The organism is Gloeothece verrucosa PCC 7822 (assembly GCF_000147335.1).
In the GTDB taxonomy this organism is placed as follows: domain Bacteria; phylum Cyanobacteriota; class Cyanobacteriia; order Cyanobacteriales; family Microcystaceae; genus Gloeothece; species Gloeothece verrucosa.
On sequence record NC_014501.1, the window covers coordinates 2511339 to 2536614 of the forward strand.

General features: G+C 39.9%; 23 protein-coding genes. 16 read left to right on the forward strand and 7 right to left on the reverse strand.

All coding sequences use genetic code 11. The features are described from left to right. Nucleotides 1-218 precede the first annotated feature (218 nt). Nucleotides 219-1529, reverse strand: a complete 1311-nt coding sequence (locus CYAN7822_RS10980; protein ID WP_013322334.1) for an NYN domain-containing protein — start codon at nucleotides 1527-1529, stop codon at nucleotides 219-221. A 229-nt stretch (nucleotides 1530-1758) separates the two neighbouring features. Here CYAN7822_RS10980 and CYAN7822_RS10985 point away from each other — a divergent pair, with 229 nt between their 5' ends. From CYAN7822_RS10985 to CYAN7822_RS11030, 11 genes are all read left to right on the forward strand, one after another. Further along, the gene (locus CYAN7822_RS10985; protein WP_013322335.1) at nucleotides 1759-3267 is read left to right on the forward strand and encodes a UbiD family decarboxylase; all 1509 of its coding nucleotides are present in this window, start codon (nucleotides 1759-1761) and stop codon (nucleotides 3265-3267) included. A 98-nt stretch (nucleotides 3268-3365) separates the two neighbouring features. Further along, nucleotides 3366-4472 (forward strand): AAA family ATPase, encoded by a 1107-nt coding sequence (locus tag CYAN7822_RS10990; protein WP_013322336.1) that lies wholly within the window; start codon nucleotides 3366-3368, stop codon nucleotides 4470-4472. Further along, complete coding sequence (locus tag CYAN7822_RS39005; protein ID WP_013322337.1) at nucleotides 4465-4602, forward strand: hypothetical protein; 138 nt, start codon at nucleotides 4465-4467, stop codon at nucleotides 4600-4602. The genes CYAN7822_RS10990 and CYAN7822_RS39005 overlap by 8 nt, the downstream gene beginning before the upstream one ends. Before the next feature lie 90 nt (nucleotides 4603-4692). Continuing rightward, a complete protein-coding gene (locus CYAN7822_RS39010; protein ID WP_216701573.1) occupies nucleotides 4693-5004 on the forward strand; it encodes a hypothetical protein in 312 nt (103 codons plus the stop codon). Nucleotides 5005-5444: 440 nt separating this feature from the next. Beyond that, nucleotides 5445-8552 (forward strand): DUF7507 domain-containing protein, encoded by a 3108-nt coding sequence (locus CYAN7822_RS11000; RefSeq protein ID WP_013322338.1) that lies wholly within the window; start codon nucleotides 5445-5447, stop codon nucleotides 8550-8552. A 446-nt stretch (nucleotides 8553-8998) separates the two neighbouring features. Further along, nucleotides 8999-9466 carry a hemerythrin domain-containing protein gene (locus tag CYAN7822_RS11005; protein ID WP_013322339.1) on the forward strand — a complete coding sequence of 156 codons (468 nt, stop codon included), beginning with the start codon at nucleotides 8999-9001 and terminating at the stop codon, nucleotides 9464-9466. Nucleotides 9467-9520: 54 nt separating this feature from the next. Further along, nucleotides 9521-10042, forward strand: coding sequence for a DUF2231 domain-containing protein (locus CYAN7822_RS11010; RefSeq protein ID WP_013322340.1), 522 nt, complete (start codon nucleotides 9521-9523; stop codon nucleotides 10040-10042). A gap of 377 nt (nucleotides 10043-10419) precedes the next feature. Beyond that, nucleotides 10420-10941: a ribosome recycling factor gene (gene frr, locus CYAN7822_RS11015; RefSeq protein WP_425365340.1), complete on the forward strand. Its 522-nt coding sequence runs from the start codon at nucleotides 10420-10422 to the stop codon at nucleotides 10939-10941. Nucleotides 10942-11096: 155 nt separating this feature from the next. Further along, nucleotides 11097-11882 (forward strand): hypothetical protein, encoded by a 786-nt coding sequence (locus tag CYAN7822_RS11020; RefSeq protein WP_013322342.1) that lies wholly within the window; start codon nucleotides 11097-11099, stop codon nucleotides 11880-11882. 1 nt (nucleotide 11883) lies between these two features. After that, on the forward strand, nucleotides 11884-13608 hold the full coding sequence (locus tag CYAN7822_RS11025) for an ABC transporter ATP-binding protein (RefSeq protein WP_013322343.1): 1725 nt from the start codon (nucleotides 11884-11886) through the stop codon (nucleotides 13606-13608). A gap of 11 nt (nucleotides 13609-13619) precedes the next feature. After that, entirely contained in the window at nucleotides 13620-14489 is an 870-nt protein-coding gene (locus CYAN7822_RS11030) for an energy-coupling factor transporter transmembrane component T family protein (protein WP_013322344.1), read from the forward strand. A 79-nt stretch (nucleotides 14490-14568) separates the two neighbouring features. On the opposite strand, the gene CYAN7822_RS11035 is transcribed toward CYAN7822_RS11030, so the two are convergent. The 3 genes from CYAN7822_RS11035 to CYAN7822_RS11045 all read right to left on the reverse strand — a co-directional run bounded on the left by CYAN7822_RS11035 (nucleotide 14569) and on the right by CYAN7822_RS11045 (nucleotide 17654). Next, nucleotides 14569-15861, reverse strand: a complete 1293-nt coding sequence (locus tag CYAN7822_RS11035; RefSeq protein WP_013322345.1) for a glycosyltransferase — start codon at nucleotides 15859-15861, stop codon at nucleotides 14569-14571. Between the two features lie 115 nt (nucleotides 15862-15976). Beyond that, nucleotides 15977-16795, reverse strand: a complete 819-nt coding sequence (locus CYAN7822_RS11040) for an FkbM family methyltransferase (RefSeq protein WP_013322346.1) — start codon at nucleotides 16793-16795, stop codon at nucleotides 15977-15979. Between the two features lie 94 nt (nucleotides 16796-16889). Next, entirely contained in the window at nucleotides 16890-17654 is a 765-nt protein-coding gene (locus CYAN7822_RS11045; protein WP_013322347.1) for an LmeA family phospholipid-binding protein, read from the reverse strand. Between the two features lie 282 nt (nucleotides 17655-17936). On the opposite strand from CYAN7822_RS11045, the gene CYAN7822_RS11050 reads away from it, so the two are divergent. After that, a complete protein-coding gene (locus CYAN7822_RS11050; protein ID WP_013322348.1) occupies nucleotides 17937-19094 on the forward strand; it encodes a ferrochelatase in 1158 nt (385 codons plus the stop codon). Between the two features lie 90 nt (nucleotides 19095-19184). Here the strand turns inward: CYAN7822_RS11050 and CYAN7822_RS11055 are convergent, their stop codons facing one another. From CYAN7822_RS11055 to CYAN7822_RS11065, 3 genes are all read right to left on the reverse strand, one after another. Then, nucleotides 19185-20036, reverse strand: a complete 852-nt coding sequence (locus CYAN7822_RS11055) for a DUF4231 domain-containing protein (RefSeq protein WP_013322349.1) — start codon at nucleotides 20034-20036, stop codon at nucleotides 19185-19187. Between the two features lie 402 nt (nucleotides 20037-20438). Continuing rightward, nucleotides 20439-20627 carry a 30S ribosomal protein S21 gene (gene rpsU / locus CYAN7822_RS11060; RefSeq protein WP_013322350.1) on the reverse strand — a complete coding sequence of 63 codons (189 nt, stop codon included), beginning with the start codon at nucleotides 20625-20627 and terminating at the stop codon, nucleotides 20439-20441. A 187-nt stretch (nucleotides 20628-20814) separates the two neighbouring features. After that, nucleotides 20815-21612: a class I SAM-dependent methyltransferase gene (locus CYAN7822_RS11065; RefSeq protein WP_013322351.1), complete on the reverse strand. Its 798-nt coding sequence runs from the start codon at nucleotides 21610-21612 to the stop codon at nucleotides 20815-20817. Nucleotides 21613-22006: 394 nt separating this feature from the next. Between CYAN7822_RS11065 and hisD the strand changes: the two genes are divergently transcribed. From hisD to CYAN7822_RS11085, 4 genes are all read left to right on the forward strand, one after another. Beyond that, nucleotides 22007-23314: a histidinol dehydrogenase gene (hisD, locus tag CYAN7822_RS11070; RefSeq protein WP_013322352.1), complete on the forward strand. Its 1308-nt coding sequence runs from the start codon at nucleotides 22007-22009 to the stop codon at nucleotides 23312-23314. A 204-nt stretch (nucleotides 23315-23518) separates the two neighbouring features. Beyond that, entirely contained in the window at nucleotides 23519-24328 is an 810-nt protein-coding gene (locus tag CYAN7822_RS11075; protein WP_013322353.1) for a slipin family protein, read from the forward strand. A 49-nt stretch (nucleotides 24329-24377) separates the two neighbouring features. Beyond that, nucleotides 24378-24590 (forward strand): photosystem II assembly protein Psb35, encoded by a 213-nt coding sequence (psb35, locus tag CYAN7822_RS11080; RefSeq protein WP_013322354.1) that lies wholly within the window; start codon nucleotides 24378-24380, stop codon nucleotides 24588-24590. 49 nt (nucleotides 24591-24639) lie between these two features. After that, nucleotides 24640-25110 carry a tetratricopeptide repeat protein gene (locus tag CYAN7822_RS11085; protein ID WP_013322355.1) on the forward strand — a complete coding sequence of 157 codons (471 nt, stop codon included), beginning with the start codon at nucleotides 24640-24642 and terminating at the stop codon, nucleotides 25108-25110. Nucleotides 25111-25276: the final 166 nt, after the last annotated feature.

Here is a 25276-nt window from a genome sequence, read left to right on the forward strand (position 1 = left end):
CTTTTTTAGAGAAGGATGTTTAAATAATTGCTGTTGCTGCTTATTTTATAAGCTAGTTCATTTCCATATTAACAATGAATCCATTCGTGTCACCAGTCCATCACAACAGAGACAAAGCTTAAAATTTCTTAACGATATTCTTAAGCTTCTATCGGCTCATCAATTCATTTGTATTTATCTCGGTTCATCTGTGAAAAATTACTTCTGTGGTTGGAGGACTATTTTAAAGCCACTTGATAAAGTTTTTGCTTTTGTTTCAATTTTAACTGTTCACAAGATTTTAAAAAAGTGATCAGCTTGTTCCCTAATTGAAAAGTTTTAATAGCTTTAGTAATCGGCAGGTTGTATTGTTTGTTAAACTCAGAGGCAACATTGGCAATGGGAATATATTCCTGTTTGGATTGTTCACTTAAAACCTTAACAATTCCGACCACTGCTATTTTGAGTAATTCTTGGGAACTCAAAACTTGAAAAACTTCACTAATTTTTGCACTTTCTACAGGCGAAACAGAACTTTTTTCTTTTTCAAACACAGTTACATAAAGTTCAGATTTTTCACCAATTTGATGAATAACAAAGTCTTCTTTAAATTCTATAAAAATATCTCTTGCCCTTTTACCTGGTAAAAGATAGTTAACAATTTGACTAATATGTAGTCCTGTTTTTTCTTTAAAGACCTTAGAAACTTCGGACAAGAGAAGCCACTGCTTTTCCTGCTTTTTTTGTTCTTCTAAAATAATCTTTTTCAGGAGTGGAATAAAATCCTGAAGTGAGGGAATATCCGGCAGAGAACTTATTGAATATTTGTGAATTTTTTGAGTTTTAGGATCAACAACAACTATTTCATCAGCTTTTCGAGAAACTCGATGTACAATCAAATCATTTTGGATAAGCCGCTTAATTAGAGGGTCTAAATCTTTATCACACGAACAGACAAAAACCTCTTTAACGAGACAAGAGTGTAGAAAAACCGAGTCGCCTAAAGCAATCATTTCTAAATCGGCATTATTTTTTCCACTCGGCACATGAATTAGAACATAGCCGCGTTGTTTAAGTTCTTCATCTTTCTTGCCCAGACTGCGCCAATTAGCCACAGCTAACTTAACTTTTAAAGGATAAGAAGAAAGTCTCTCTAATAATCGTTCTATTTTTTCTTCAAGAGATAAATTTTCAGCATCCAACAACAAAACCGCCAACCCCTCATCGGATAAAGGAGAGGAGTTTTGATGAGAAGAACTTAATTGATTAAGTTTGCTAATTAACCGAGTAAATAATTGGGACTTAAAAAAAATCGGTAAAAAAATATTAGTCAGTAAAGCAATAAGTTTAAGAATAACCGTATCCCATTCTTCAGTGGGAGAGAACTTTTCCACTAACCGCGTGATAAATTTATCTTTAAACTCAGGGTTTTGCCAAGAATAAGACTTAAACTTGTTTTGAAACCAATCAGGATGGTGTTGATGCGTCTCTACCAGAGTTTGGTAAATAGACTCACTCATAGAGACGAGTAAATCAGAGGTTTGATTCATAAGCCAACCTTACAAGCTACAATTCTATAATTCCCTAATATGACCGCAAAAATTCTAAGTAATCGTATTTTTATAATATTTTGAACCGAGGATCTCTCCAACCCCCCTGATAGCAAATCGGATTCACGCCCTCTCTTTTGAGTGTAGAAAGGTTGCAGGCAACGTCTGTAGAGGGATTGAATGTACAATAGAAAATGATAAAGCTTCATATTTCTTAACTACTTTAATTATGACGAGAGACTTACGGGGATTTATAAAACTACTCGAAGATCGGGGACAACTGAGACGCATCAACACTTTAGTCGATCCCGACTTAGAAATTGCAGAGATCTCTAACCGAATGTTACAAGCCGGGGGCCCCGCCTTACTCTTTGAAAATGTCAAAGGTGCATCATTTCCGGTTGCGATCAACCTGATGGGAACAGTAGAGAGGATCTGTTGGGCGATGAATATGAACCATCCTCTAGAATTAGAGGAACTCGGCAAAAAACTAGCCCTCTTGCAACAACCCAAACCCCCGAAAAAACTCTCTCAATTCGTAGACTTTGGTAAAGTCCTATTTGATGTCGTCAAAGCGAAACCCGGACGTAACTTTTTTCCTCCCTGTCAGCAAGTTGTCATAGAAGGAAACGATCTCGATCTCAATACCCTTCCCCTCATTCGTCCTTACCCTGGAGATGCCGGTAAAATTATCACTCTCGGGTTAGTCATCACCAAAGACTGCGAGACAGGAACCCCTAACGTAGGAGTTTATCGCCTACAATTGCAATCATCCAATACCATGACGGTACATTGGTTATCAGTACGAGGGGGCGCTAGACATTTACGCAAAGCCGCAGAAAAAGGCAAAAAATTAGAAATAGCGATCGCCCTTGGGGTTGATCCTCTAATTATTATGGCAGCCGCCACTCCTATTCCGGTTGATCTTTCAGAATGGTTATTTGCCGGCTTATATGGCGGTTCTGGGGTACAGCTAACCAAATGTAAAACCCTAGACTTAGAAGTCCCGGCCGACTCAGAATTTATCTTAGAAGGAACCATTACCCCAGGAGAAGTATTACCCGATGGTCCCTTTGGCGATCACATGGGATATTACGGAGGAATAGAAGACTCTCCCTTGATCCGTTTTCATTGTCTGACTCATCGCAAAGATCCCGTTTATTTAACTACTTTTAGTGGTCGTCCCCCGAAAGAAGAAGCCATGATGGCCATCGCTTTAAATCGTATTTACACCCCCATTTTGCGGCAACAAGTCTCAGAAATTACCGACTTTTTCTTACCGATGGAAGCGCTAAGTTATAAAGCCGCTATTATCTCCATTGATAAAGCCTATCCCGGACAAGCCAAACGCGCGGCATTAGCCTTTTGGAGTGCCTTACCACAGTTTACTTATACCAAGTTTGTCATTGTGGTAGATAAAGATATAAATATCCGCGATCCGCGCCAAGTTGTCTGGGCAATTAGTTCAAAAGTTGACCCATCTAGAGACGTATTTATTCTCCCCGAAACACCCTTTGATAGCTTAGATTTTGCCAGTCAAAAAATCGGCTTAGGAGGAAGAATGGGAATCGATGCCACCACCAAAATATATCCCGAAACCGATCATGATTGGGGCGAAGTTTTAGAATCAGATCCCGATGTGGCGGCTATGGTTAATCGTCGTTGGGCAGAATACGGATTAGGAGATTTAAACCTAACAGAAGTTGACCCGAACTTATTCGGCTATGAGATAAAATAAATCAAATCCCGTAATCATAAAAGATACGGCTACATGAACCAAGTCCGCCTGCGCGGACTCATCAAACTTCTTTGCGTCTTTGCGCGAAATAGAAAAATATGCTAAAACGAATATATATAGACAACTTTCGCTGCTTCGTAAACTTTGAGCTTTCCTTGAGACAAATTAATTTATTTATGGGACTCAATGGAACCGGCAAGTCAACCGTTTTTGAAGTTTTAAGAAAATTACAAGCTTTTATCACTGGTGAAGGACAAATCCATCAGATTTTTAAACTTGCAGATTTTACGATTTGGCAAAAATTACCTCTTCAAACATTTGAACTAGAAATCGAAGGTAATGAAGGTAATTATAAATATGAATTAGCCATCGAACACAATCAAGAAATAAATAAAGCCAGAATTCACTATAAGCGTTTGTTTTTTGATGGAAACCGTTTAATAAAATTTGAGTCTGGAGAAGTAAAAATTTATCGAGATAATTATTCAGAAGAAGGGACAATTCCTTTTAATGCTGCTTTGTCAAGCCTTCCTTCCATGAGTGATACAGTAAATACTAAAAAATTGAGTTGGTTTAAAAAAAGACTGGAACGATTTTTGATTATTAAAATACTACCTACTTTAATAAAAGATGAAAGCGAAAAAGAAGAAAATTTATTATTATATAATATGAAAAATTTCGCCTCATGGTATCGATATATGTCACAAAATCAAAGAAAAAGCTTTGAGGTTCAAAAAAGCTTAAAAGACATCTTTGATGAATCAGTTTATCTAAAATTTGATATATTTGGAGAATCAAAAAGAATTTTAAAAATGGTTTTTGAAGGAAAAGCAGGTAATATAGAATATCGCTTAAATCAATTATCGGATGGACAAAAATGTCTAGTTGTCTTATATAGTCTAATTAGTTGTACGCAATCTGAAGACTATACGCTTTGTCTAGATGAACCAGATAACTTTTTAGCTTTGCCAGAAATTCAACCTTGGTTCATGCAGCTTTATGATCTTTGTGGAGAAGGCAAATTACAAGCTTTACTCATTTCTCATCACCCAGAATTAATTAATATCTTAGCTACATCTCTTGGGTGTTGGTTTGAGCGGGAAAATAACTATACTCCTGTGCGGGTTAAAGCTGTTCGAGATTTTAATAAAAATACAGGGCTTACTGTTTCCGAATTAGTAGCAAGAGGTTGGTTAGATGACTAAGCGGAAAGTTGACGTTACTATTCTATGTGAAGATCTACAGCAGCAAGTTTTTGCTCGATATTTTTTAATTAAACGAGGTTTTGATGCCAAGAAAATAAGACTTCTTTCTCTTCCTGATGGACAAAGATAAGGTGAGCAATTTGTAAGACAACAATACCTCATACAGGTAAAAGCTTATCGAAGTAAATCTACTTATCTATCGGTTTGTTTAGTAGTAGTAATGGATGCCGATACTAGAACCGTTGAAGAATGTTTAAGACAATTAGACAATGCTCTTGAGCAAGATGGACAAGAAAAACGTCAACCTGATGAAAAAATAGCGATTTTTATTCCTAAAAGAAATATTGAAACTTGGATATATTATTTACAAGGTAATTCAGTAAATGAAGAACAAGCTTATCCAAAACTAACTCAAGAAAGTGACTGTAAAACTTGTGTAGATGCCTTAATTGAACAATGTCCTCAAGGACTGGATACAGACGCTCCCTCATCGCTACAAATAGCTTGTAGGGAAATCCCCAAAATTTTTTAGCTTCAATTATCCTGGAATTTACTGAACTTAAAGAATTAATCTAGTAAATATTCTCTAATTTTTCTGGTTTTACTTGTTGCTTTTGTGAAAATAACCATGATTTTGAGGAGAATTTCTGGTTGAAACAATCAAAATGAAACATATTGTTATAAATATCTTAAAATCATTTCAGTAACTCTTCTAATTGACATTAAACTATTATCAAAGTTAGATTCGGTACTATAACTGATTTTTAAAAAATCTAAAAACTTAGTCAAAAAATATAGATTAAAGTAGCCATTAAAAAAACTTTAATCACTATTGCATAAAAAATAGTGGATTGATTTTTGGCGGTTTAAAACTGGTGCATTTCTAAAAGGAGCTAAAACCTAACTCAAAAAAAATAACTTATTAAAGATTTTTAAAATGTCCATCCAAATTAATAACTAGGAGAAAAAATTATGGCAGGAGGAGACTTTAGCACTATTGATTTTGCCGCCGCCGCACCTTATACTTACAACCTCAATACAGGAGGTGGCGCTTATAATGATCGCACCGTTGGCAACTACAAAGACATCACCGAACAGCTACAGGGTGGACAATTTGCTTTTGGCAATATCGTCACCTACTTGGTACAAATTGAAGTAGCCAAGAATGCTGTTGATCCCGTTCAGTTTGCCGAGTTTGATTTTGGCTTTCTTGCCGATAGTACCGGACAAAGTGGTGCGGCTCAAATTGATATTGTCAACGTAGCCGTAAACTATGGAAATGTCGAAAATGGTGACAACGGGACAGATAGCAATGGAGGTAAAGGCGTTTATGGTCTAGATAGCGGCATCTATGACGATTACCAGGGAAATACAGCCCTTGATAAAAACGGTATTTTAGGCAGTACAGCTATCCTTGTACCTGGCAGTGAAAAAATAGTCGACCCAAAAAGCGGCTTAGAAGTGGCTCCCTACACCAAAGGATCACAATTACAGGGTACTGTCCGCATTAGCGACCTCGAAGCCGGCGAAAAAATTGTCGTGCGGATCGATGTATTACTGGCAAATTTAGCTGCTAGTAATCCCACTGGAAACCTACAGGGGGAACTCTTAGGAGGGCGCGTGGTTGATGCTAATGGTAATTTTCTGGATAAGATCAACACCGGTCAGCAGACTATCCCCTTCCTCAAAATTGGTCAAATTGCCAATGTCAGTAGTCCAGCACTCAACGTCGTTAAAACTGCCGACAAGAGCCAAGTTGACTGGGCCGGACAAGTAATCACCTATACCTACACCGTCACCAACACAGGCAATGTTAGCTTAAGTGGCATTAATTTGGTAGATGATAACTTTACTGCTACTGACACTTCGGATGATTTGGTGCTAAGTGCCACACAAAAGAGTGTTAATGGCGATGATGTCTTGGATGTGGGCGAAACCTGGACTTACAGCTATCAATACGCCGTAACTCAAAATGACCTCGACAAAGGAGGACAATTAGTCAATATTGCTACCGCCTCCAGTACCCAAGCCGCCACTAAACAAGACTCCGAAACCGTTGAAATTCTTCAAAAACCCGACCTAGCAGTGGTTCAAGCCGCCGACAAGAGCCAAGTTGACTGGGCCGGACAAGTGATCACCTATACCTACACCGTCACCAACACAGGCAATATTAGCTTAAGTGGCATTAATTTGGTAGATGATAACTTTACTGCTACTGACACTTCGGATGATTTGGTGCTAAGTGCCACACAAAAGAGTGTTAATGGCGATGATGTCTTGGATGTGGGCGAAACCTGGACCTACAGCTATCAATACGCCGTAACTCAACATGACCTCGACAAAGGAGGACAATTAGTCAATATTGCTACCGCCTCCAGTACCCAAGCCGCCACTAAACAAGACTCCGAAACCGTTGAAATTCTTCAAAAACCCGACCTAGCAGTGGTTCAAGCCGCCGACAAGAGCCAAGTTGACTGGGCCGGACAAGTGATCACCTATACCTACACCGTCACCAACACAGGCAATGTTAGCTTAAGTGGCATTAATTTGGTAGATGATAACTTTACTACTACTGACATTTCGGATGATTTGGTGCTAAGTGCTACACAAAAGAGTGTTAATGGCGATGATGTCTTGGATGTGGGCGAAACCTGGACCTACAGCTATCAATACGCCGTGACTCAAAATGACCTCGACAAAGGAGGACAATTAGTCAATATTGCTACCGCCTCCAGTACCCAAGCCGCCACTAAACAAGACTCCGAAACTGTTCAAATCATTCAAAAACCCGACCTAGCAGTGGTTAAAACCGCCGACAAGAGCCAAGTTGACTGGGCCGGACAAGTGATCACCTATACCTACACCGTCACCAACACAGGCAATATTAGCTTAAGTGGCATTAACCTGGTAGATGATAACTTTACTGCTACTGACACTTCGGATGATTTGGTACTAAGTGCCACACAAAAGAGTGTTAATGGCGATGATGTCTTGGATGTGGGGGAAACCTGGACTTACACCTATCAATACGCCGTGACTCAAAATGACCTCGACAAAGGAGGACAATTAGTCAATATTGCTACTGCCTCGAGTACCCAAAGTGCGGCTAAACAAGACTCCGAAACCGTTGAAATTATTCAAAAACCCTCGATTGAAATAGACAAAATCACGACTGACGGGTTAGTCAAAGGGGATAATGTCGGGATTACGGCAGGACAAGCAATTAATTGGGTGTATGTAGTCAAAAATACTGGTAACGTCAGCCTATCTAATATTAGCGTGACCGACGATAAAGTCCAACAAGAATTAATCAAGCTAGTCAATAATGGTGACGGAGATACCATTCTAGCTCCCAATGAAACTTGGATTTACAAAGCCGACGGCATTGCTATCACTGGTAACTATCAAAACCTGGGTACAGTTAGCGGTGACTACTCTGGCGGACAAATCACAGACAACGATACTAGCTCCTACCTTGGTATCCAGGCCCCTGGGGTGCGGACACCCGGCTTTTGGATTAACTGGACTCAAGTATGGGATGGGAATGCGGCTAATGACACAGAATTCGCCGGTCGTTCAAATTTCCCCATGAGTGACATTCTGCTGCAACCTTATTCAGCTTCTAGCAATGCTCCTAACGTTATTGATCCCGTGACCGGAAAATCAAGCGTAGGGATTCTCATCGGTGACTATAACCGAAACGGAATCACCGACAATGGAGAGCGAACAATTTTCTACAGTCTCGACGAAGCAAAAACCATTCTTGCCGCCTCCAACAAAGTGCAAGAAGACAAGCGCTACACCCTTGATCGCTCTTTAGTTGCCTCCTGGCTTAATTATCTAGCCTTTAATCCGGCTCCCATTAAAGATATCAACGACGGCATTGCCTGGATACAAACCCATACTGCCGACGAAAATCAGGACGCAATTGGGGATGGAAGTTTAGTGGTGGGTGCATCAACTTATAAACTAAATGCGAGTTCGCCATTTTGGAATGTAGCCGCTCCACTGGCTAATTTATCCTCTGGTCAATCCATTAATACGGCTCTCGACAACTACAACAACTTCGGTTTATCTTAATTGTCTAGTGTCAATATTTTTTAGCTTAAATAGATCTGGGTAGGCCATGCCTACCCATCTAAACAAGTCAGGAGATAGGAGGCTTAAAAATTGCCAGAAAAATAACGTTTTTTTCAATTAACAAGTTAAATATAAAAGTTAAAATTCTAAAAAACTTCTCTCTTGAGAAAGATGTTTGCTCCAACTCGTAGCAACAGTAATTAAAATTTTGGGATTCGCTAAAAGTCAACGAGAAACTATACTTTAGAAGCGGTCGACAAAATAGCTACTAGCCTCAAACAACTGCCACTTATTTTTCCTAATGTTCTACCTTGGGGCGGGTAAAATCTTCAATTTAAATCTCTCTTTCGGTATAGCAAATCATTAATAAAATCTTGAAAAATAGGGATAAAGCTATTTAAACGACCAAGAGTTAAGGCCGATAGCACAGATGAGGGAAAACAATCGTGGCTAAAGTCAAAAATATTCTCGATCTAATTGAAGAAGATCACCGTAAGGTAGAAAAACTCCTGCAAGAGATTGAGAAAACCAAAGATCCCCAAAAAAGTCAAGAGATTTTTAAAGAAATTTACAAAGAGTTAAACCTTCATGCTCAGGCAGAAGAACTGGTGTTTTATCCGGCCATGCAAGAGTATGAAGAAACCAAGCAGTATATTGAAGAAGCAGAACAGGAACATATTTCTGCTGAAATCATTCTCGAACAGTTAACCAGTATCAGTGCCGAAGATTCTGAATTCTCAACAAAGATACAAGACTTAAAACAACAAGTCAAGCACCATGTTGAGGAAGAAGAAAAAGAAATTTTTGCGGCAGTTCGTCAGTATATAGATGAACAAGAATTAGAACAAATGGGAAAAAAGTTTCAAGCAACTAAGCTGCGCCTCGCGCCAAATATTGAAGTAGCAATGGCTTAAGCTTTTCTCAAGCTAAACATTATAAATTTTGAATGAAATAATTTTGCTGTAATTATGACACAAACGCCTAATATTCCCCCCCTTATTGAAAGTGATGAGCGAGAGTACCGTGATACTGGTGTACCCAGTACAGTAGCTATTGCAGGACATCCCATACATCCATTATTAGTCACTTTTCCCATTGCTTTTCTCTGTGCCGTATTAGCAACGGACTTGGCCTACTGGCTGACTCAAGATCTATTTTGGGCTAGAGCTTCTATGTGGCTGATTGGTGCTGGTGTAGTGACAGGGATTATTGCCGCCATTACGGGATTAATGGACTTTTTGAAAATAAATCGAGTGCGGCAACATAGTGCAGGATGGATTCATTTGATTGGAAATGTGGCAGCACTGGCACTTTCGCTGATTAATTTTGGCTTGAGATGGGGCAATCAAGCAAACGCCATTGTTCCCACAGGAATTATTGTCTCATTAGTAGTCGCCACGACATTAGGGGTGACAGGATGGTATGGTGCTGAATTAATTTATCGTCATAAAGTCGCGGTTATTGGTTATGGCCCCAATGAAAGACCCTAAAATTTATAGCTAATCTCCTGTAGATAATAACTCTTTGCTCAGGCACTCCTATCAACAGGAAGTGCTTGTTTTTAGGCCAAATGTCATCTATCTCGACTTTTCCCTGATATTGTCAGCAAAATAAGTCCCAGCACATCAATAAAGGGCACAATATAGGCGAAATGTAACAATTTTTTAGCCTTACCTACTGTCTAACCTCACAGTCTCTTGAATTGGTTGCTAGGATGTACGTTACTAAAAACCTTTACTGTACAATAATTCTAGCTTTCTAGAATTTTAAGAGTCATTCTAGAATTTTTCTCAACTATTTAACGTGACTACGTCACTCTAGCATATTGAAAGAGGTTTGTGTGAAGTTAGCTGAAGTTCAAGAGAATATGCAAAAGACCATTGAGGCCACTCAACGATCTTTTAACACCATTCGTACAGGTCGCGCTAATGCTTCGTTATTGGATCGGGTAACGGTAGAATATTATGGGACAGAAACACCTTTAAAGTCTTTGGCCAATATCACCACCCCAGACGCGACGACCATCGCTATTCAGCCCTATGATAGATCTAGTCTGGGCAAAATCGAAAAAGCGATTCAAATGTCTGATGTAGGACTAACTCCCAATAATGATGGTCAAATCATCCGCTTGAATATTCCCCCTTTAACCAGTGATCGCCGTAAAGAACTGGTTAAACTAGCTGGGAAATTAGCAGAAGAGGGTAAAGTCGCCGTTCGTAACATTCGCCGAGATGCGATCGATGCTATTCGCAAACAGGAGAAAAGTCACGAAATTTCCGAAGATGAAGCTCGTAATTTACAAGATGATATTCAAAAGATTACTGACGAATATAATGCCAAAATTGACGAGTTATTAAAGGCTAAAGAAAAAGACATCACCACTGTCTAAATATTTAGTTTTTTGCCAGGTCCCACAGCGAAAAATCTGTGGGATTTTTGATGAGGTTTGCCAAAGAGGACGATGCTACTTAATGTTTGATAAACTAAGTGAATGCGGCTAAAGCATAAACTCTTTCATTCATCCTCACAAAATCTCGATAAGATATGACACTCACTCACATCCCAGAGGGAGAAGAACGACAAGTTCAAACCACAAGCGTGGCCTCCATTGATGGCGCTCCCGTCGCCTATATCGTCGTTTTAGCCGCCGTTACGGCAGCACTGGCTTTTATTCCCTTTACGATCATCCTAGCATCAGGTGGCGGAATGCCCATGAGTCAGTTTATCTATCCCTTGCTCGGATGGATACTCGGACCACTTGCCGGAGGATTAGCCAGTGGTATGGGGATGTTAATTGGTGCTTTTTTTGCTCCCTATACGGCAGGAATGCCGATTTTTTCAGTGACGGGAGCCTTTCTAGGAAGCTTTACCGCCGGAGCAATGGTTTTAGGTTACAGGCGGAAATACTGGTGGCTGGGATTAACCATTTTGTTCACATTTGCCTATTGTTTCTATGTCCGCCAAGCCCTTCACAATGGTGTCAGTCCTAAGATCATCTTTCTAGGTTCTTTTATCGATTGGTCGGGCCTTGTATTATTCGCTTTACCCACTCGAACCTTATTTGCTCGCTGGATCAACAGTAACAAACTTATTCCTTTAATAGCAGGTTTATTCTTAGGAACCTGGACCGTCTCTGGAGTGGGCCATCTCAGCGCGAGTGCGATCAATTACTATTTGTATAATTGGCCCGAAGAAATTTGGATTGCGCTTATTCCGATTATGCCCGTAGAAAACTTGTTTCGTTGTGTGGGCGGGACAATCATTGGTGTTGGGGTAATTTCTGGACTGAGGGAGATAAATTTAGTTAAACCTAGAGAAGCTATTTATTAATATGAAAGCGATCGCCACTTTAGAAAAAGTTTCTTATCTTTACCCCTCTTCAAGGGATGCGGTACTAAAAGATATCTCCCTAGAAATTTACCCAGGAGAATTTTTAGGACTGATAGGCCCGACGGGTGCGGGGAAATCAACCCTTTGTCTCGCCCTCAATGGAATAGTCCCCCAATTTTACGGGGGGCGCTTTTTTGGCCATATTACTGTAGCCGGAAAAGATACTCTCGATAGTCCCATCACAGAATTATCTCGTTATGTGGGGATGGTATTTGAAGACCCCGAAATGCAACTCACCTCGACTTCGGTAGAAAATGAAATCGCTTTTGCGCTGGAAAATTTATCGGTTCCTAGAGATGAAATTATCAGCCGCATTCCCCGAGTCTTAGAAGCAGTGCGCCTAGAAGGTTATGAGCAAAAAAATCCTCAAGAGTTATCCGGCGGACAAAAGCAACGTTTAGCCATTGCTTGTGTTTTGGCCCTACAACCGAGTCTATTGATTCTCGATGAACCTACCTCTCAATTAGATCCGATCGGTTCAAACGAAGTTTTTGCTACTGTTAAAGAACTCAATCAAGAGCTAGGTATTTCTATTCTTATGGTTTCTCATGCGGCTGAAGAAATGGCTCAATTTGCTGATCGCATGGCTTTTTTATCGGATGGGAAACTGTTAGCTTTAGGAACCCCTGACCAAATTTACTCCCAGGTTGAACAATTAACTCAACACTATCTGCGCCCCCCTCAAGCGGCTCAAACTTTTTATTTAATCACAGAGCGGCAAATTCCCATTAGTCAAATTCCGGTTACCCTCCCTCCGAGTTTAGCCCTCCTGGTCGCCTTATCCCAAAAAGCTCAAATCACTCCACCCCCTCAATTTCTGACACCGCCAGAGAGAACAGAACCCCCTTTGCTATGTGTAAAAAACCTCATCCATACCTATCAAGATGGAACCCAAGCCTTACGAGGAGTATCTTTAGATATTCATCCGGGGGAATATGTGCTGATTGTGGGGCAAAATGGAGCCGGCAAAAGTACCCTAGTCAAGCATTTCCTCAACCTCCTACAACCTTCTCATGGCAAGGTGTATGTTAATAATCGAGAGACTAGCACCCTCTCAGTCAGCGATTTAGCGCGTTCCATCGGCTATGTGGCTCAAAATCCCGATCAGCAAATTTTTAACACTACCGTAGAAAAAGAAGTCACTTTTGCTTTGCGAAATCTCGGTTATTCCCGCAAAATGATCGAGCAACGGACCTCCTCTAGCCTTAAAGATATGGAGTTATGGGAAGTTCGTCATGTTCATCCCCTGGCTTTACCGAAAGGCGATCGCGCTCGAATCGTCATTGCCGCAATTTTAGCCATGAACCCAGAGATTGTGATTTTTGATGAACCTACCATCGGACAAGATTATCGGGGAGCCTGTTCTATTTTAGATGTGAGTCGTCAATTACATCAAAAGGGAAAAACGGTTATTGTCATTACTCATCATTTATATTTGATGGCTGAATATGCCGAGCGAGTGATTGTCATGGGACAAGGAACGATCCTACTCGATGCCCCTATCCGCCAAGCTTATCATCAAACAGAACTGTTACAATCTACCTATTTAACTCCCCCTCAAGCGGTTTTGTTAGCTCAAAAACTCGCTGAACTTACAGGACAAGATTACCCTTTATTAACGCCTCAAGAGTTGGCCAATTGCTTTGTACCTCGTCAGTCTAGTTAGGAGATAAGATTATGGGAATTGCCAATTTTCAAACCGTAAAACGAGATTCTATCTTTACTCGTATCGACTTCCGCAGCAAATTGGTGATTATGGTAACAGTTACCCTCATTGCCTTTATCTGGGAAAGTCCAATTACCGGCGGCTTTTTAACCTTAACTGTGGTCATTGCTTGTCTATTAGCAGGAGTTAAGTTAGATTATCTCGGCACTCTTTTAAAGATTATGCTCCCCTTTTATCTGTTTCTTTTACTGAGCATGGGCTTTTTTAATATCACTCAGGTCAAATTATTAACCCATAAGCAAGAATTAACCACCTTATTAACGGTTCCTGCCCATTGGTGGATTTTGGGTGGCGCAAAAATGTCGGTAGAAGGGCTTTTATATGGCGTAAATGTTATGTTTAAAACCTTGACAATGCTTCTGGTGATTCCGTTAACCATTTTTACCACTGATGTCAACCAGATGATTGTTAGCCTAGTTAAGGCGAGAATTCCTTATAAAATTGTTTTTATTTTTTCTTCGACTTTGCGCTTTTTCCCCTTACTTTTTGATGAAATTCAAGCCATTATTCAAGCCCAAAGATTAAGGGGATTGGCATTTGAAAAAATGGGTTTACTAAAACGTATCCGTGTCTATGCTACGGTAGCTGTCCCCCTGATTTTAAATGCTATGACCAAATCTCAAACCCTAGAAGTGGTATTACAATCCAAGGCTTTTTCGGGCAGTTCTCAAAGGACTTATCTTCACGAATCTATTCTCAGCAGAACTGATTATTTAATTATCGGTAGCTGTGTGGGCTTATTTGTCCTAGCTTTAATTGTTTATTTTTGGTTAGGAATCGGTCAGTTTGCTTGGCTGATTTATCCTCAACAAAATTTATAACAAAAACCCAGGAATAAATCCTTATAATGGCGGAAATCGTACTAACTTTTAAACTAGAAAGACTCCAAAATGATAAAAGTTACTGATAGGTGTATTGATTTTTAGAAAAAACCGGTTTGCCTGTAAATATAGCTTGTTCAATAATATCAGCCGCTTGGCGCACTCCTCCAGAGTCCTTAATGGCCTGTTGTAATCTGATAGCATTGTTTTTATAGGAATCTTCTGTTAACACCTGTTTGATAAACTGCTGTAGTTTCTGCACGCTAACTTGCGAAAGAGGTAAAACTTTTCCGGTTCCTGTCCAAGCGATTCTCGCCGCTACTGCGGGTTGATCGTTTGTAATGGGAATAGCTATCATAGGAACCCCATTGGTTAAAGATTCTAAAGTAGTATTCATCCCCGCGTGAGTGATAACCAGAGTAGCCTTTTTTAATAGTTCTAATTGCGGTGCATAACCAACGACAAGGGGGTTTCCCGGCAAATTGGCTAGAGAGTCGGGACTATGACCACCCCCTAAAGCTATCACCACTTGAACCTTTAAGGGGGCGCACGCTTCGGCAATCATCTGGAAAATCCACAGAAGACCATTTTGTATTGTTCCCATCGAAACATAAATAAGAGGTTCTCCCGTTAACTTCTCATAAGGAAAAGGTACAGGTTCTCGCTTACTTTTATGACTATATGGTCCTGTAAAATGAAAGCTTAATGGTAGTTCTTGGCGAGGAAATTCAAACTCGGCAGGCTGGTGACAAAGTTGAGCTAATGAGGAATAGCTTTCGTTAAAATTTGAGAATGTAGCTAAATTCCACTGTTTACGGTAGCTATTAATGGTTTCTCGCAGGGATTTTTCTAAATAATTAAGCAGTTCATAACCGACTTTGTTGCGTAGAAGCCCCTTCCATGAGGGATCATAATTCCAAGATGTTATAAAGGGAGGAACACCTATTTCTTGATTGGTCATCACTCCATTGCAAATAGTTACGAAAGGAATGCCTAAATAGTCAGCAACCGTTCCTCCTTCTGGGGCACATTGATCTACTAACATCGCCTCTATTCCTGCGGTTTGAGCGGCTTTAGGAGCATCCTCAAGGCACGTTCTAGCCGCCTTGACACCAATGGCAAAGCTATAGCGCAATGCTTTAATTCCATGTAAATTACTAAGTTTAGAAATTATTTTTTGCGTTGAGCCTTCAGGAAAATCCGTCTTGCCAGTCTCCTGAAATTCTAATCCCATAGCTAGAGCTTTTTGTTTAGCATATTCAACTCCCAATAAAGTAACGCGATGACCACGCTGTTTTAGTTCATAGCCTAAAGTCGTTATCGTGTTAAGATGACTGGGGGCAGCAGGACAAATAAGTCCAAAATGAGCCATAATAAGCAGTCTCAACTGTAATTTAATCTACTTATCATACCATTGATAGCTCAAATTTCCTCATAATCAGCCAAATTTATGATTTAACCTGAAACTGCTTGCCTAACACAAAAACTTATAACTTAATTTGATCTAATAACCTATCAGCAGATTGATGTATAGCTACGTAGTTACCCATTCTAAAGTTTTCGTCCTCAAACAGATTGTAGGGCTTGAATTTTACTCCTGTGGGGTAAAGTCTTCCAATGGAATAACCATAGGGCGCAAGAAGATGATAAACATCGCCTAACGTTATTCTCGGTGGAATATAAGTTAGACCATATTCAAATTGAATTAAAGTGATTTTTCCCGCTTGAAGCAGTTCATTAAATCCTTTTAAAACTGAGAGTTCATGCCCTTCTGTATCAATTTTCAGAAAATCAATCTGATTAATCTGGTTTTCTTGACAATATTGGTTTCCTGACTTGACTGAACAGATTACAGTTGTCGATTCCCAATCCCTGGGTAATGGTTGAATACTATTACAGGTATCTCCATAGAGATAACTGGTTACTTCAATCTCTCTATCCCGATCAGAGAGTCCAATATTAATTAAAGTAACTCCTGCCTCCTGTCCTAAATTTTTCTCAAGAATGCTGAAGGTTTCAGGAAGAATTTCAAAACAATAAATACTTGAATTAGGAAATTTATTTTTCAGGAACCTAGTCCATTCTCCATGATTGGCTCCCACATCAAAGGCAATAATATTTTTTGAACCAAAATATTTTTGGGCTGATTCAATTAGATAAAATTCGCCATTATCTGGCATATTATAATAAGCTTCGTTCCAGTAGCCGCTTAAAAAATCTTCGGCAATTTCTTTACCTATTTGAACGATTTTACTTTGATAATTTTGTCTAACTAAGTTTTTAATAAATTTAGATAGTTCACTCATCGAAAATTAAAAATAAAAAGATATTATACCCTATCTCACCCTTCATTTACTATTTTGTCAAAAATCAGGAAACTACAGGGGAGATAAGGCGAATTTAAGCCGCTTTTACCTTGCGCTGAGGAAATTGATCAATCTTAGCTATGCCATAAAAAACCAGTTCTTTATCCTTGATTCTAAAGCGATCTAAACGTAATTGAGTCCCATCGAGGGCAAATTTATCTAAATCTAATAAATTATTCACATGATCAATTAAAGCTTTGCTTAATTCTATCCCTTCTGAATCACCCCCATAAGTGACATCGACAAATTGAAGCTTACGCCGCTCAACCACTTCTAAATGAGCTTTGAGGTCCACATTAAGCGGCTCTGAAGCTTCTCCGACTCGGACCTGAGATTTTAAGCTAAAGGATTTATCCTCATTGAGAATCATCTCAGTCTTTTGGAAATAGAGCGCTTTTCCTTGATACTGTAATTTTTGTAACTTTTCTACTACAAAAGGTGTGTTAAAAGATTTTGTCAAATCATCTTCAGTCAGCACAACTCGCATACTTGCTTGAGTCGGTTGCCTCAGTCTAACCTGACCTTTAAAAATGGCACTAAAATCGATAGAAACCGCTTGGACATAGAGTTCCATTGCCTCAATCCGTAGTCCGTTGTACATCAGCATGGCGTTACCAATGAAGTCAAACCCGTCCACACTGCCCTGAAGCAGTTTAGTTACGGGTTCAGCACGGACGTTCGCCTCAATTTTGCCAGTGCGCTTGAATAAGGCAGCGATCGCTGCGCTTACCGCTTTGCTGACGAGTTGATCTCCACTTTGGTTGGGTAATGGTAAGCTACCAAACACAATCGATGTCATATCCTGATTTACGAGTATCATTGCCCATCTTAACATTAAGAAATATTAAGCGGGTAGACAATGTGTTATTCCAAACTTTTGAATAACTAACACATGAGTTTAAGCGAGCTTATCTAAGGCAAGAGGGAAGGGGAAAGGACAACTAATGACTAATGACCAATGACTCATCAAAAATGCCCCATAGGGGGATAGTGTTCTAGAATAAAACAAAGAGTAAGCTGACTGGGGTGCGGAACCAGTTCCGCACAGCGATCAGCGATCCAATCAAGAGAGGAAAATATAGTGGTTGCTATACCTGAACAACGACAACAAGACCTCACTCCCTCAGTACCTGCCCATGACGGGGTTGCGGTGCTACTGATGGGTTATGGAGAAGTAGAAAGTTATGAAGACTTCGCCAACTACAATGAACAGGCATTAAATCTTCTAACCGCTAAGTTTGCTCCGGTTCCCACCTGGATTTATCCCCCTCTGGCTAAATTATTAGCTATTTTTGACCTCCATGAGTGGCAACACCAACATAACCACTTTATTTCACCCCATAATCATATTTTTGAACATCAACGGGAAGCCATTGAGAAAAATTTACAAGCGAAGTGGGGAGAACGAATTAAGGTATTTAAAGCCTTTAACTTCTGCGCCCCCTTCTTGCCACATCAAGTTTTAGAACAAATTAAAGCTGAAGGGTTTGAAAAAATCTTGATCTATCCCCTGTTAGTGGTAGATTCGATCTTTACCAGTGGCATTGCCGTAGAACAAGTGAATGCGGCTTTATCCCATACCAGTAACGGACAAGAACACTGGGTTAAAGGACTGCGCTATATACCCTCTTTTTATAATCAGCCAGACTATATCAATTTAATGGCCCAGTTGGTAGAAGAAAAAATTAGCCAAGAGTTAGCCGCCACTTATTTACCTTCCCAAATTGGGATTATTTTAATGAATCATGGATGTCCCCATGAAGCCAAAGGGTTTACCTCCGGAATTGATGAAAGCCAAGCGCTTTATGAATTAGTCAGAGAAAAACTGATTTATCGTTATCCTCTGATTTCTGTTGGCTGGTTAAATCACCAAACCCCCCTGATTAAATGGACTCAACCGAACGCCGAATTAGCGGCTAATAATTTGATTGAACTCGGAGCAAAAGCACTGATTTTTATGCCCATCGGGTTTGCGACAGAAAACCACGAAACCCTTTTAGATGTGGAGCATATTATTGAAAATTTGCGTCGCAAATACCCTAAAGTCAATTATGTTCAGATGGCTTGTGTCAACGATAATCCTCAATTTTGTCAGATGGTAGCCCACTGGGCAGATGAGCAAATAGAGGCTTTATTAAACGAGGAAGCTTTAGCGGTTAATCCCAGTTTAGCTATCTCCCAAGTGCAAGCTAACCATCATCATCACCATCACCATCATCACGGACATCATCATCATTAAAACCTGGTTATAGGGTAGGGTAAGCTCACAGTTTCCCTTACCCTTTACCTTAGTTATGATGAAGATGAGCGAAAAGCCCATCCCACATCGTTAGCTTGATGGTTGAGACTGCTCCTCACCTGTTCCCTCCTCGGGCTTCTGTTCTAGCTTCTTCTCATTAAAGGCCTGTAATTGCTTGAGATGAATATTATTCACCTGAACAATAAAATTCTCCACAGATTTTTGTGCTTCCAGAGGCAATTGAGATGCTTCCAAAGAACTGTATTGATACAGGGGAGTTACTCCTAAAATAAATTTTTCCTGTTCAGCTTCTAACAATTCAACGGCAGTATTGGCAGCCACCCAGTTTTCTTGAAACGGAAAGGAAGTCACGATACTAGCCACGATCGCCGCAATGGCAGGACAGATAACCGGTAACCATTTGAGCCAGCCGTTGCCGGTTTCCAATTTGTCCACTAATACTAAAATGGGTGTAACCCCAGATAAAACAATCGTCGCAATCTGGAAAATATAATAAATATTGCGAGAGGTTTCGCGGGTTTTTTTGTAATCATCAATTAAATCTTGGCTATATTTTAAGGCTCTAACTCTGGCTGGCGTGATAAACTTATTCGCTCCCCCAGTCACATCACTTCTAAGAGCATCATATAATTTAGCCTTGCGAGTCAGTTCAAAGCGCTCACTGCTTTTGTTGTAGCCTTTAGCTAATTCTTGATCAATTAAATACACAAAAACTAAAACAGCCGCCGAACCAGCAGAGTACAATTTAACGAGTTGCAGTTCGGGAAAAATTAAGTTAAAAATTATTGTCCCGATGAAAATAGCTAACAGTAAATACTCAAATATTTTCAACGCTGACAAAAACCCAGCGTTTTCTGAGCTAGAGTAATCTTGTTCGGTATTTAAACCCTGAATTGGGTCTATTTGTTCGATATTGGCCATAGCTTTAAGATCAATTTAAATTGCATCTATCATTTTACTCGACCTACTCCGCTTAGGACAAAATTTAAACATTTATTCGCTAAAAAGGCTAATATGCCTGCTCAATCAGGATCGGGATTCACTAGAAATAGTTGACATTTATCCCGTTAAATTCCCTTTTTATTGCTCAAAATTCTCTATTTCACTTCATGGCAAAAGCTATCACATTTGAGGGTTCGCTGGCTCAAAAGAGCGGCTTTAAGTAAGATTCTACAGCAGCAATGGGTGAACCGGTACAAGAAGTGGCCCAGAGCTACAGGCCGCCAACTCATAAATGAGAGAGGCGCGACGAGCTTAACATCTTGAAGTGTCGTGCCCCACCAATGATCGGCATATTCTTTTTGCCCAGTTCTCGTAGTTCTATTAACGAGTTCTATGTCTGGTGCGACTTCTGCGACGGGCCGCTTCTTTGCGTTTTTCTTTTTCTTGGGGAGTTTCAAAGAATTGATGTTTTTTGATGTCTTGATATATACCTGCCTTGGCAACTTGTTTTTTAAAACGTCTGAGGGCAGATTCAAGGCTTTCGCTTTGACCGATAATTATCTGAGTCATTCGTGAGAACAGTACCTCCGTTTTAGGCTAGTTGTTGTGAGTTCTGTATTATACAAAAAATTGCGGCCTCTGACAAGTAGAAGCCGTTAGGCAAAAAACTTCCTTGACAAATATTTACCAATTGAGTTTAGATGAAATACTCTAAAGCTAAGTGTTTACGGTATTTTAATTCGCACCCTGGCAATGTTTATTGAGTTTTTTCAAAAATTAGTAAATTAGTAGAGGCAAGATTAGGAGAGACTTTTAATGAGTAGCAAAGATTATTAAATTTTAGCAATAAAGTCCTTGGCACTCCTTTAAGCCGTCGCTGAATTTCTGTAAACTCACCAATAATATGAGCGGTTAAACGAAAATTTTTCTGCTCAAGATATTTGATTAAAGCCGTTGTATCAATTTGCCAAACCCAGAGTTTTTCATTATTAAAATCAAACCAGATTCCCTTACCCATAGGAAGGCTTTCCCAAGCCAATTTATGTTTACTCAATAAATCTCTTGCTAGGGATTCAATAGTATGATCCAAAGCGTTTTTATTGGTTATATACAACCCTAACTTGCCACCTGGAGCCGTCACTCGTGCTAGTTCATCTAGAGCTTTTTCTATTTCTTTAATATGAATAATAACCCCCCAAGAAAAAATTGATTTAAATGAAGCATCAGCAAAACTTAGAGCGGTTAAATCTTCTTCTTTAAATTTAATTAAATGAGTGACATCTTCTTGTAAAACTCTTTTTTGGGCTTCTCTAAGCATAGTTTTTGAGATATCAATAGCTAAAACTTTAATGTTTTTCTTGGCTAGGCGAATACTATGAACTCCTGGCCCACAACCCGCATCAAGAATGGTTTCTCCAGGCTGAATATCCATCAATTTAAATAGATTTTCAATGGCTTTATCATAATAATCCTGTGCAAGAGGATGATAGTAGTCTTCATCCCAAGCTTGAACAGTTTCTTGTTTTTCAAAAACTTGATACTGCTCTGAAATCATTTTAAGTATCTCCTTGTTTTAATTAATTATTAATTATAAAATCAAATTAACTCAATAAACTAATAAAATTAATAGTTTTCGCTAAGAAAATCCTTATTTTAAGCCATATTAATTGTCTGAGAATATACTTATTTTTAAGAGATTAATTACTGTACTTTTGCCTAAAAAAATGTTCAGTTAACTAAAGTGAAGCGGCTGTGGCATTACTCATGAGAGATTTGAATTAAACAATAGTGAAAACTAGCTCTAGACAAACTGCCGGAGAGTCGGATCGATAGACACATAAGGATGTCACCCTATTAATGGATCTCCAGGGGCTGATCTCAGTCAGCGTCCTTTCCTTGATAAGCTAGAAAAAAGATCAGCCTCAAGTAATATTACAAGGATAGGGAAAGTGGTTAGGATTCTTAAACTCGCCCAAATGTCAGCTTCAGAACTCGCTCTTTTAAAAAAACGGGCAGAGTTAGATATCGATAATGCTCTAGTCATTGCTAAAACCGTCATTGAAAAAATTAAACAAGATGGGGATGACGGCGTAGTGGAATATGTCAGAAAATTTGATTACGAAGGCGCAACGGTAGAAAATCTTCGCGTCACCCCCGAAGAATTTGCTCAAGCTCATGAGTTAATCGAAGCTGATGTCAAAACAGCCATAGAACAGTCTTTTAAAAACATTAAAGAAGTTCATCAACGCCAGATGCCGGAAGAAATCCAACTGGCAGAAATAGAAAAAGGCGTATTTGCCGGCGAAAAAATAGCCCCCCTTCCTAGTGCCGGCTTATATGTTCCTAGAGGACGCGGCGCATTCCCTTCCATGATGTTGATGTTAGCCATTCCCGCCGTTGTAGCAGGAGTCAAGCGTGTGGTGGTCTGTACCCCGCCAGATAAACAGGGTCAGGTAGAACCAGCCTCTTTAGTTGCTGCAACAATGGCTGGAGTGACAGAAATCTATAAACTCGGAGGCGTGCAAGCAATCGCCGCTATGGCGCTGGGAACTCAATCTATCCCTAAAGTAGATAAAATTACAGGACCTTGTAGCGTTTATGGGGCAGCAGCCAAACGGCTTTTATTTGGCACTGTTGATGTGGGATTACCAGCCGGACCTAGTGAGTCGATTATTTTAGCCGATGAATCAAGCAACCCTCAACTAGCCGCCCTAGACTTATTAATTGAAGCTGAACATGGTTCTGATTCTGCGGCTTTGTTAGTGACCCATAGTGAAACGGTAGCCGAAAAAGCCAGTCAGTATGTCGATCATTATTTACAACAATTACCCGAATGGCGCAGAAAATTCTGTGAAGATGGGTTATCGGCTTATGGGGGTATTATCTTAACTTCTAGCTTAGAGGAATCCCTCAATTTTATTAATGACTACGCCCCAGAACATCTCGAAGTGTTAGTTAAAGAACCGTTTAATATTCTAGGACAAATTCACAATGCCGGCGAAATCTTGTTAGGTTCTCATACGCCCTCTTCCATGGCCACTTATGCCATCGGCGTTAATGCTGTGCTGCCGACTGGCGGCTTTGCCCGTTCTTATTCGGCGGTGTCTGTGTTTGATTTTCTCAAGCGTTCAACCCTCGCTTATGTGACACCCGAAGGATTTGAAAAATTAAAGCAAACCACCACAACTTTAGCCGATTATGAGGGCTTTCCCGCTCATGGTTTAGCCATCAAAGAAAGAGAGAACTTGTTTTCCTAAAAATTGTTAAAACAATCGCCAGGGATACAGTTCCCTGGCCCGATGTAGCAAAGGTGTGCAATATTTAGAGATTCTAAAAAGATCTACAAAGCCAAGCCGAGGTTTTCCCGAAAAAATTGGCTTATAATTTTTCTCTTAAATCTAGCTCGGTTAACCCAAAGCATTCCCTAAAATAAATATATCCAGAAAAATTGGGAGACAGCTATGGAAACCATTCTAGCCACAATAGCAGGGTTTATCATTCTCCTCGGTTTTGGGGGTCTAAAAGTTGACCGTGAATATGAAAGGGGAGTTATCTTTCGCCTAGGACGCTTTAACAGTATTAAAGGACCCGGTATGTATTGGATCATGCCGGTTGTTGACGAAAAAGCTAAGGTGGATATTCGGACTAAAACCGTTGATATTGCTCCACAAGAAGCCGTCACCGCCGATAGCGTTACCATTAAAGTCAATGCCGTGCTTTACTATCGCATTCTCGATGCTTCTAAAGCCATTAACCGAGTAGAAAATTACCAAGTGGCTGTTTATCAAGCCGCTATGACTACCCTACGCAATGTGGTGGGGCAATGTATTCTCGATGAAATTTTACAAAATAGAGATAAAATCAACCTTACCGTTCAAAACATTGTGGATGAAATTACTGAACCTTGGGGCATTGAAATTGAACGGGTAGAAATGAAAGATGTAGAAATTCCTTTAGCGATGCAACGAGCAATGGCTAAAGAAGCCGAAGCCGTTCGAGAAAAACGTGCCCGCTTAATTAAAGCGGCGGCTGAACAAGAAGCCTCTTTAATGTTGGCGCAAGCTTCTCAAAAAATCATGGAAAATCCTGCCGCTTTAGAATTAAGACGCTTACAAATGCTAACTGAAATCGGAGCCGAAAATAACACCACAACCCTAGTGATGATTCCCTCTGACTTAGTTACTTTAGCGAAACAATGGACTGAAAACGCCCAAAAGTCCCAAGAAAGACAGTCTCTTAACCAAAACGGGACTAAAGGAGTTGAAGTTTGATTTTTTCTGTTAAGATAAGCAAAGTTTAACTCAAAAAAGGTTAGGACAGATGTATTTGTTTTTAGAGGCTGTAGCCAAGGTCGGTAATTTTCCTACTTATTTTGTAGCTGTTTATGCCCTTGGATTTATAGCGGCTGTAACCATTGGGTCAATTGCTTGGTACAATTCTAAACGTCCTGCGGGATGGGAAGATGTAAAACGTCCTGAATTCGTGCCTGAAGTTAAGGCCGAAAATAACGATTCCCAACAGCAACAAAAGTAAAAGGCTGGCGATTGTTTCAGAGGGATTTTTTATCACCTAAGATAAAAACGTGGATAAACCAACAATTGACCAATTACTCCAAGAACTAAAAGACCTAAATGAAGCCGTCCGAGAGGCGGCAACTGCCCAACTCTGGCGGATTTGGTTTGAACAAAAAGGAGAATTAGGCTTAGAACTGCTTAGACGCGCTCAAATTTTCTTAGAGAGCGGACAATTAGAGCAAGTAGAAGCGATTTTAAACGAAACTATTGATCATTATCCAGATTTTGCCGAAGCCTGGAATAGGCGGGCTGTTCTGTATTATCTACAAGAACGGTTTGAAGCCTCTAAGCAAGACTGCGAAAAAGTCGTTAAATTAAACCCGATTCATTTTGGGGCTTGGCACGGGTTAGGATTATGTGAGGCGGCTTTGGGCAATTATGCAGAAGCCATTAATGCTTTTCGCAAAGCCCTAGAAATTCAGCCCCATGCTTTAATTAATCAAAAGCTGATTTTAGAATGTACGGCATTGATGAGTTGACAGGCAACAGGTAAGAGGGGAAACAGATAAAGGGAAAGGGGAATGGTAGACACAAGCCTTACGCCCCTAATGACTAATGACTAATGACTACTGACCAATAATAATGCAACATTCTCCATAGAGGTGATAGTCATAAATAAGAACAAATGATAACGTTAGAATATTT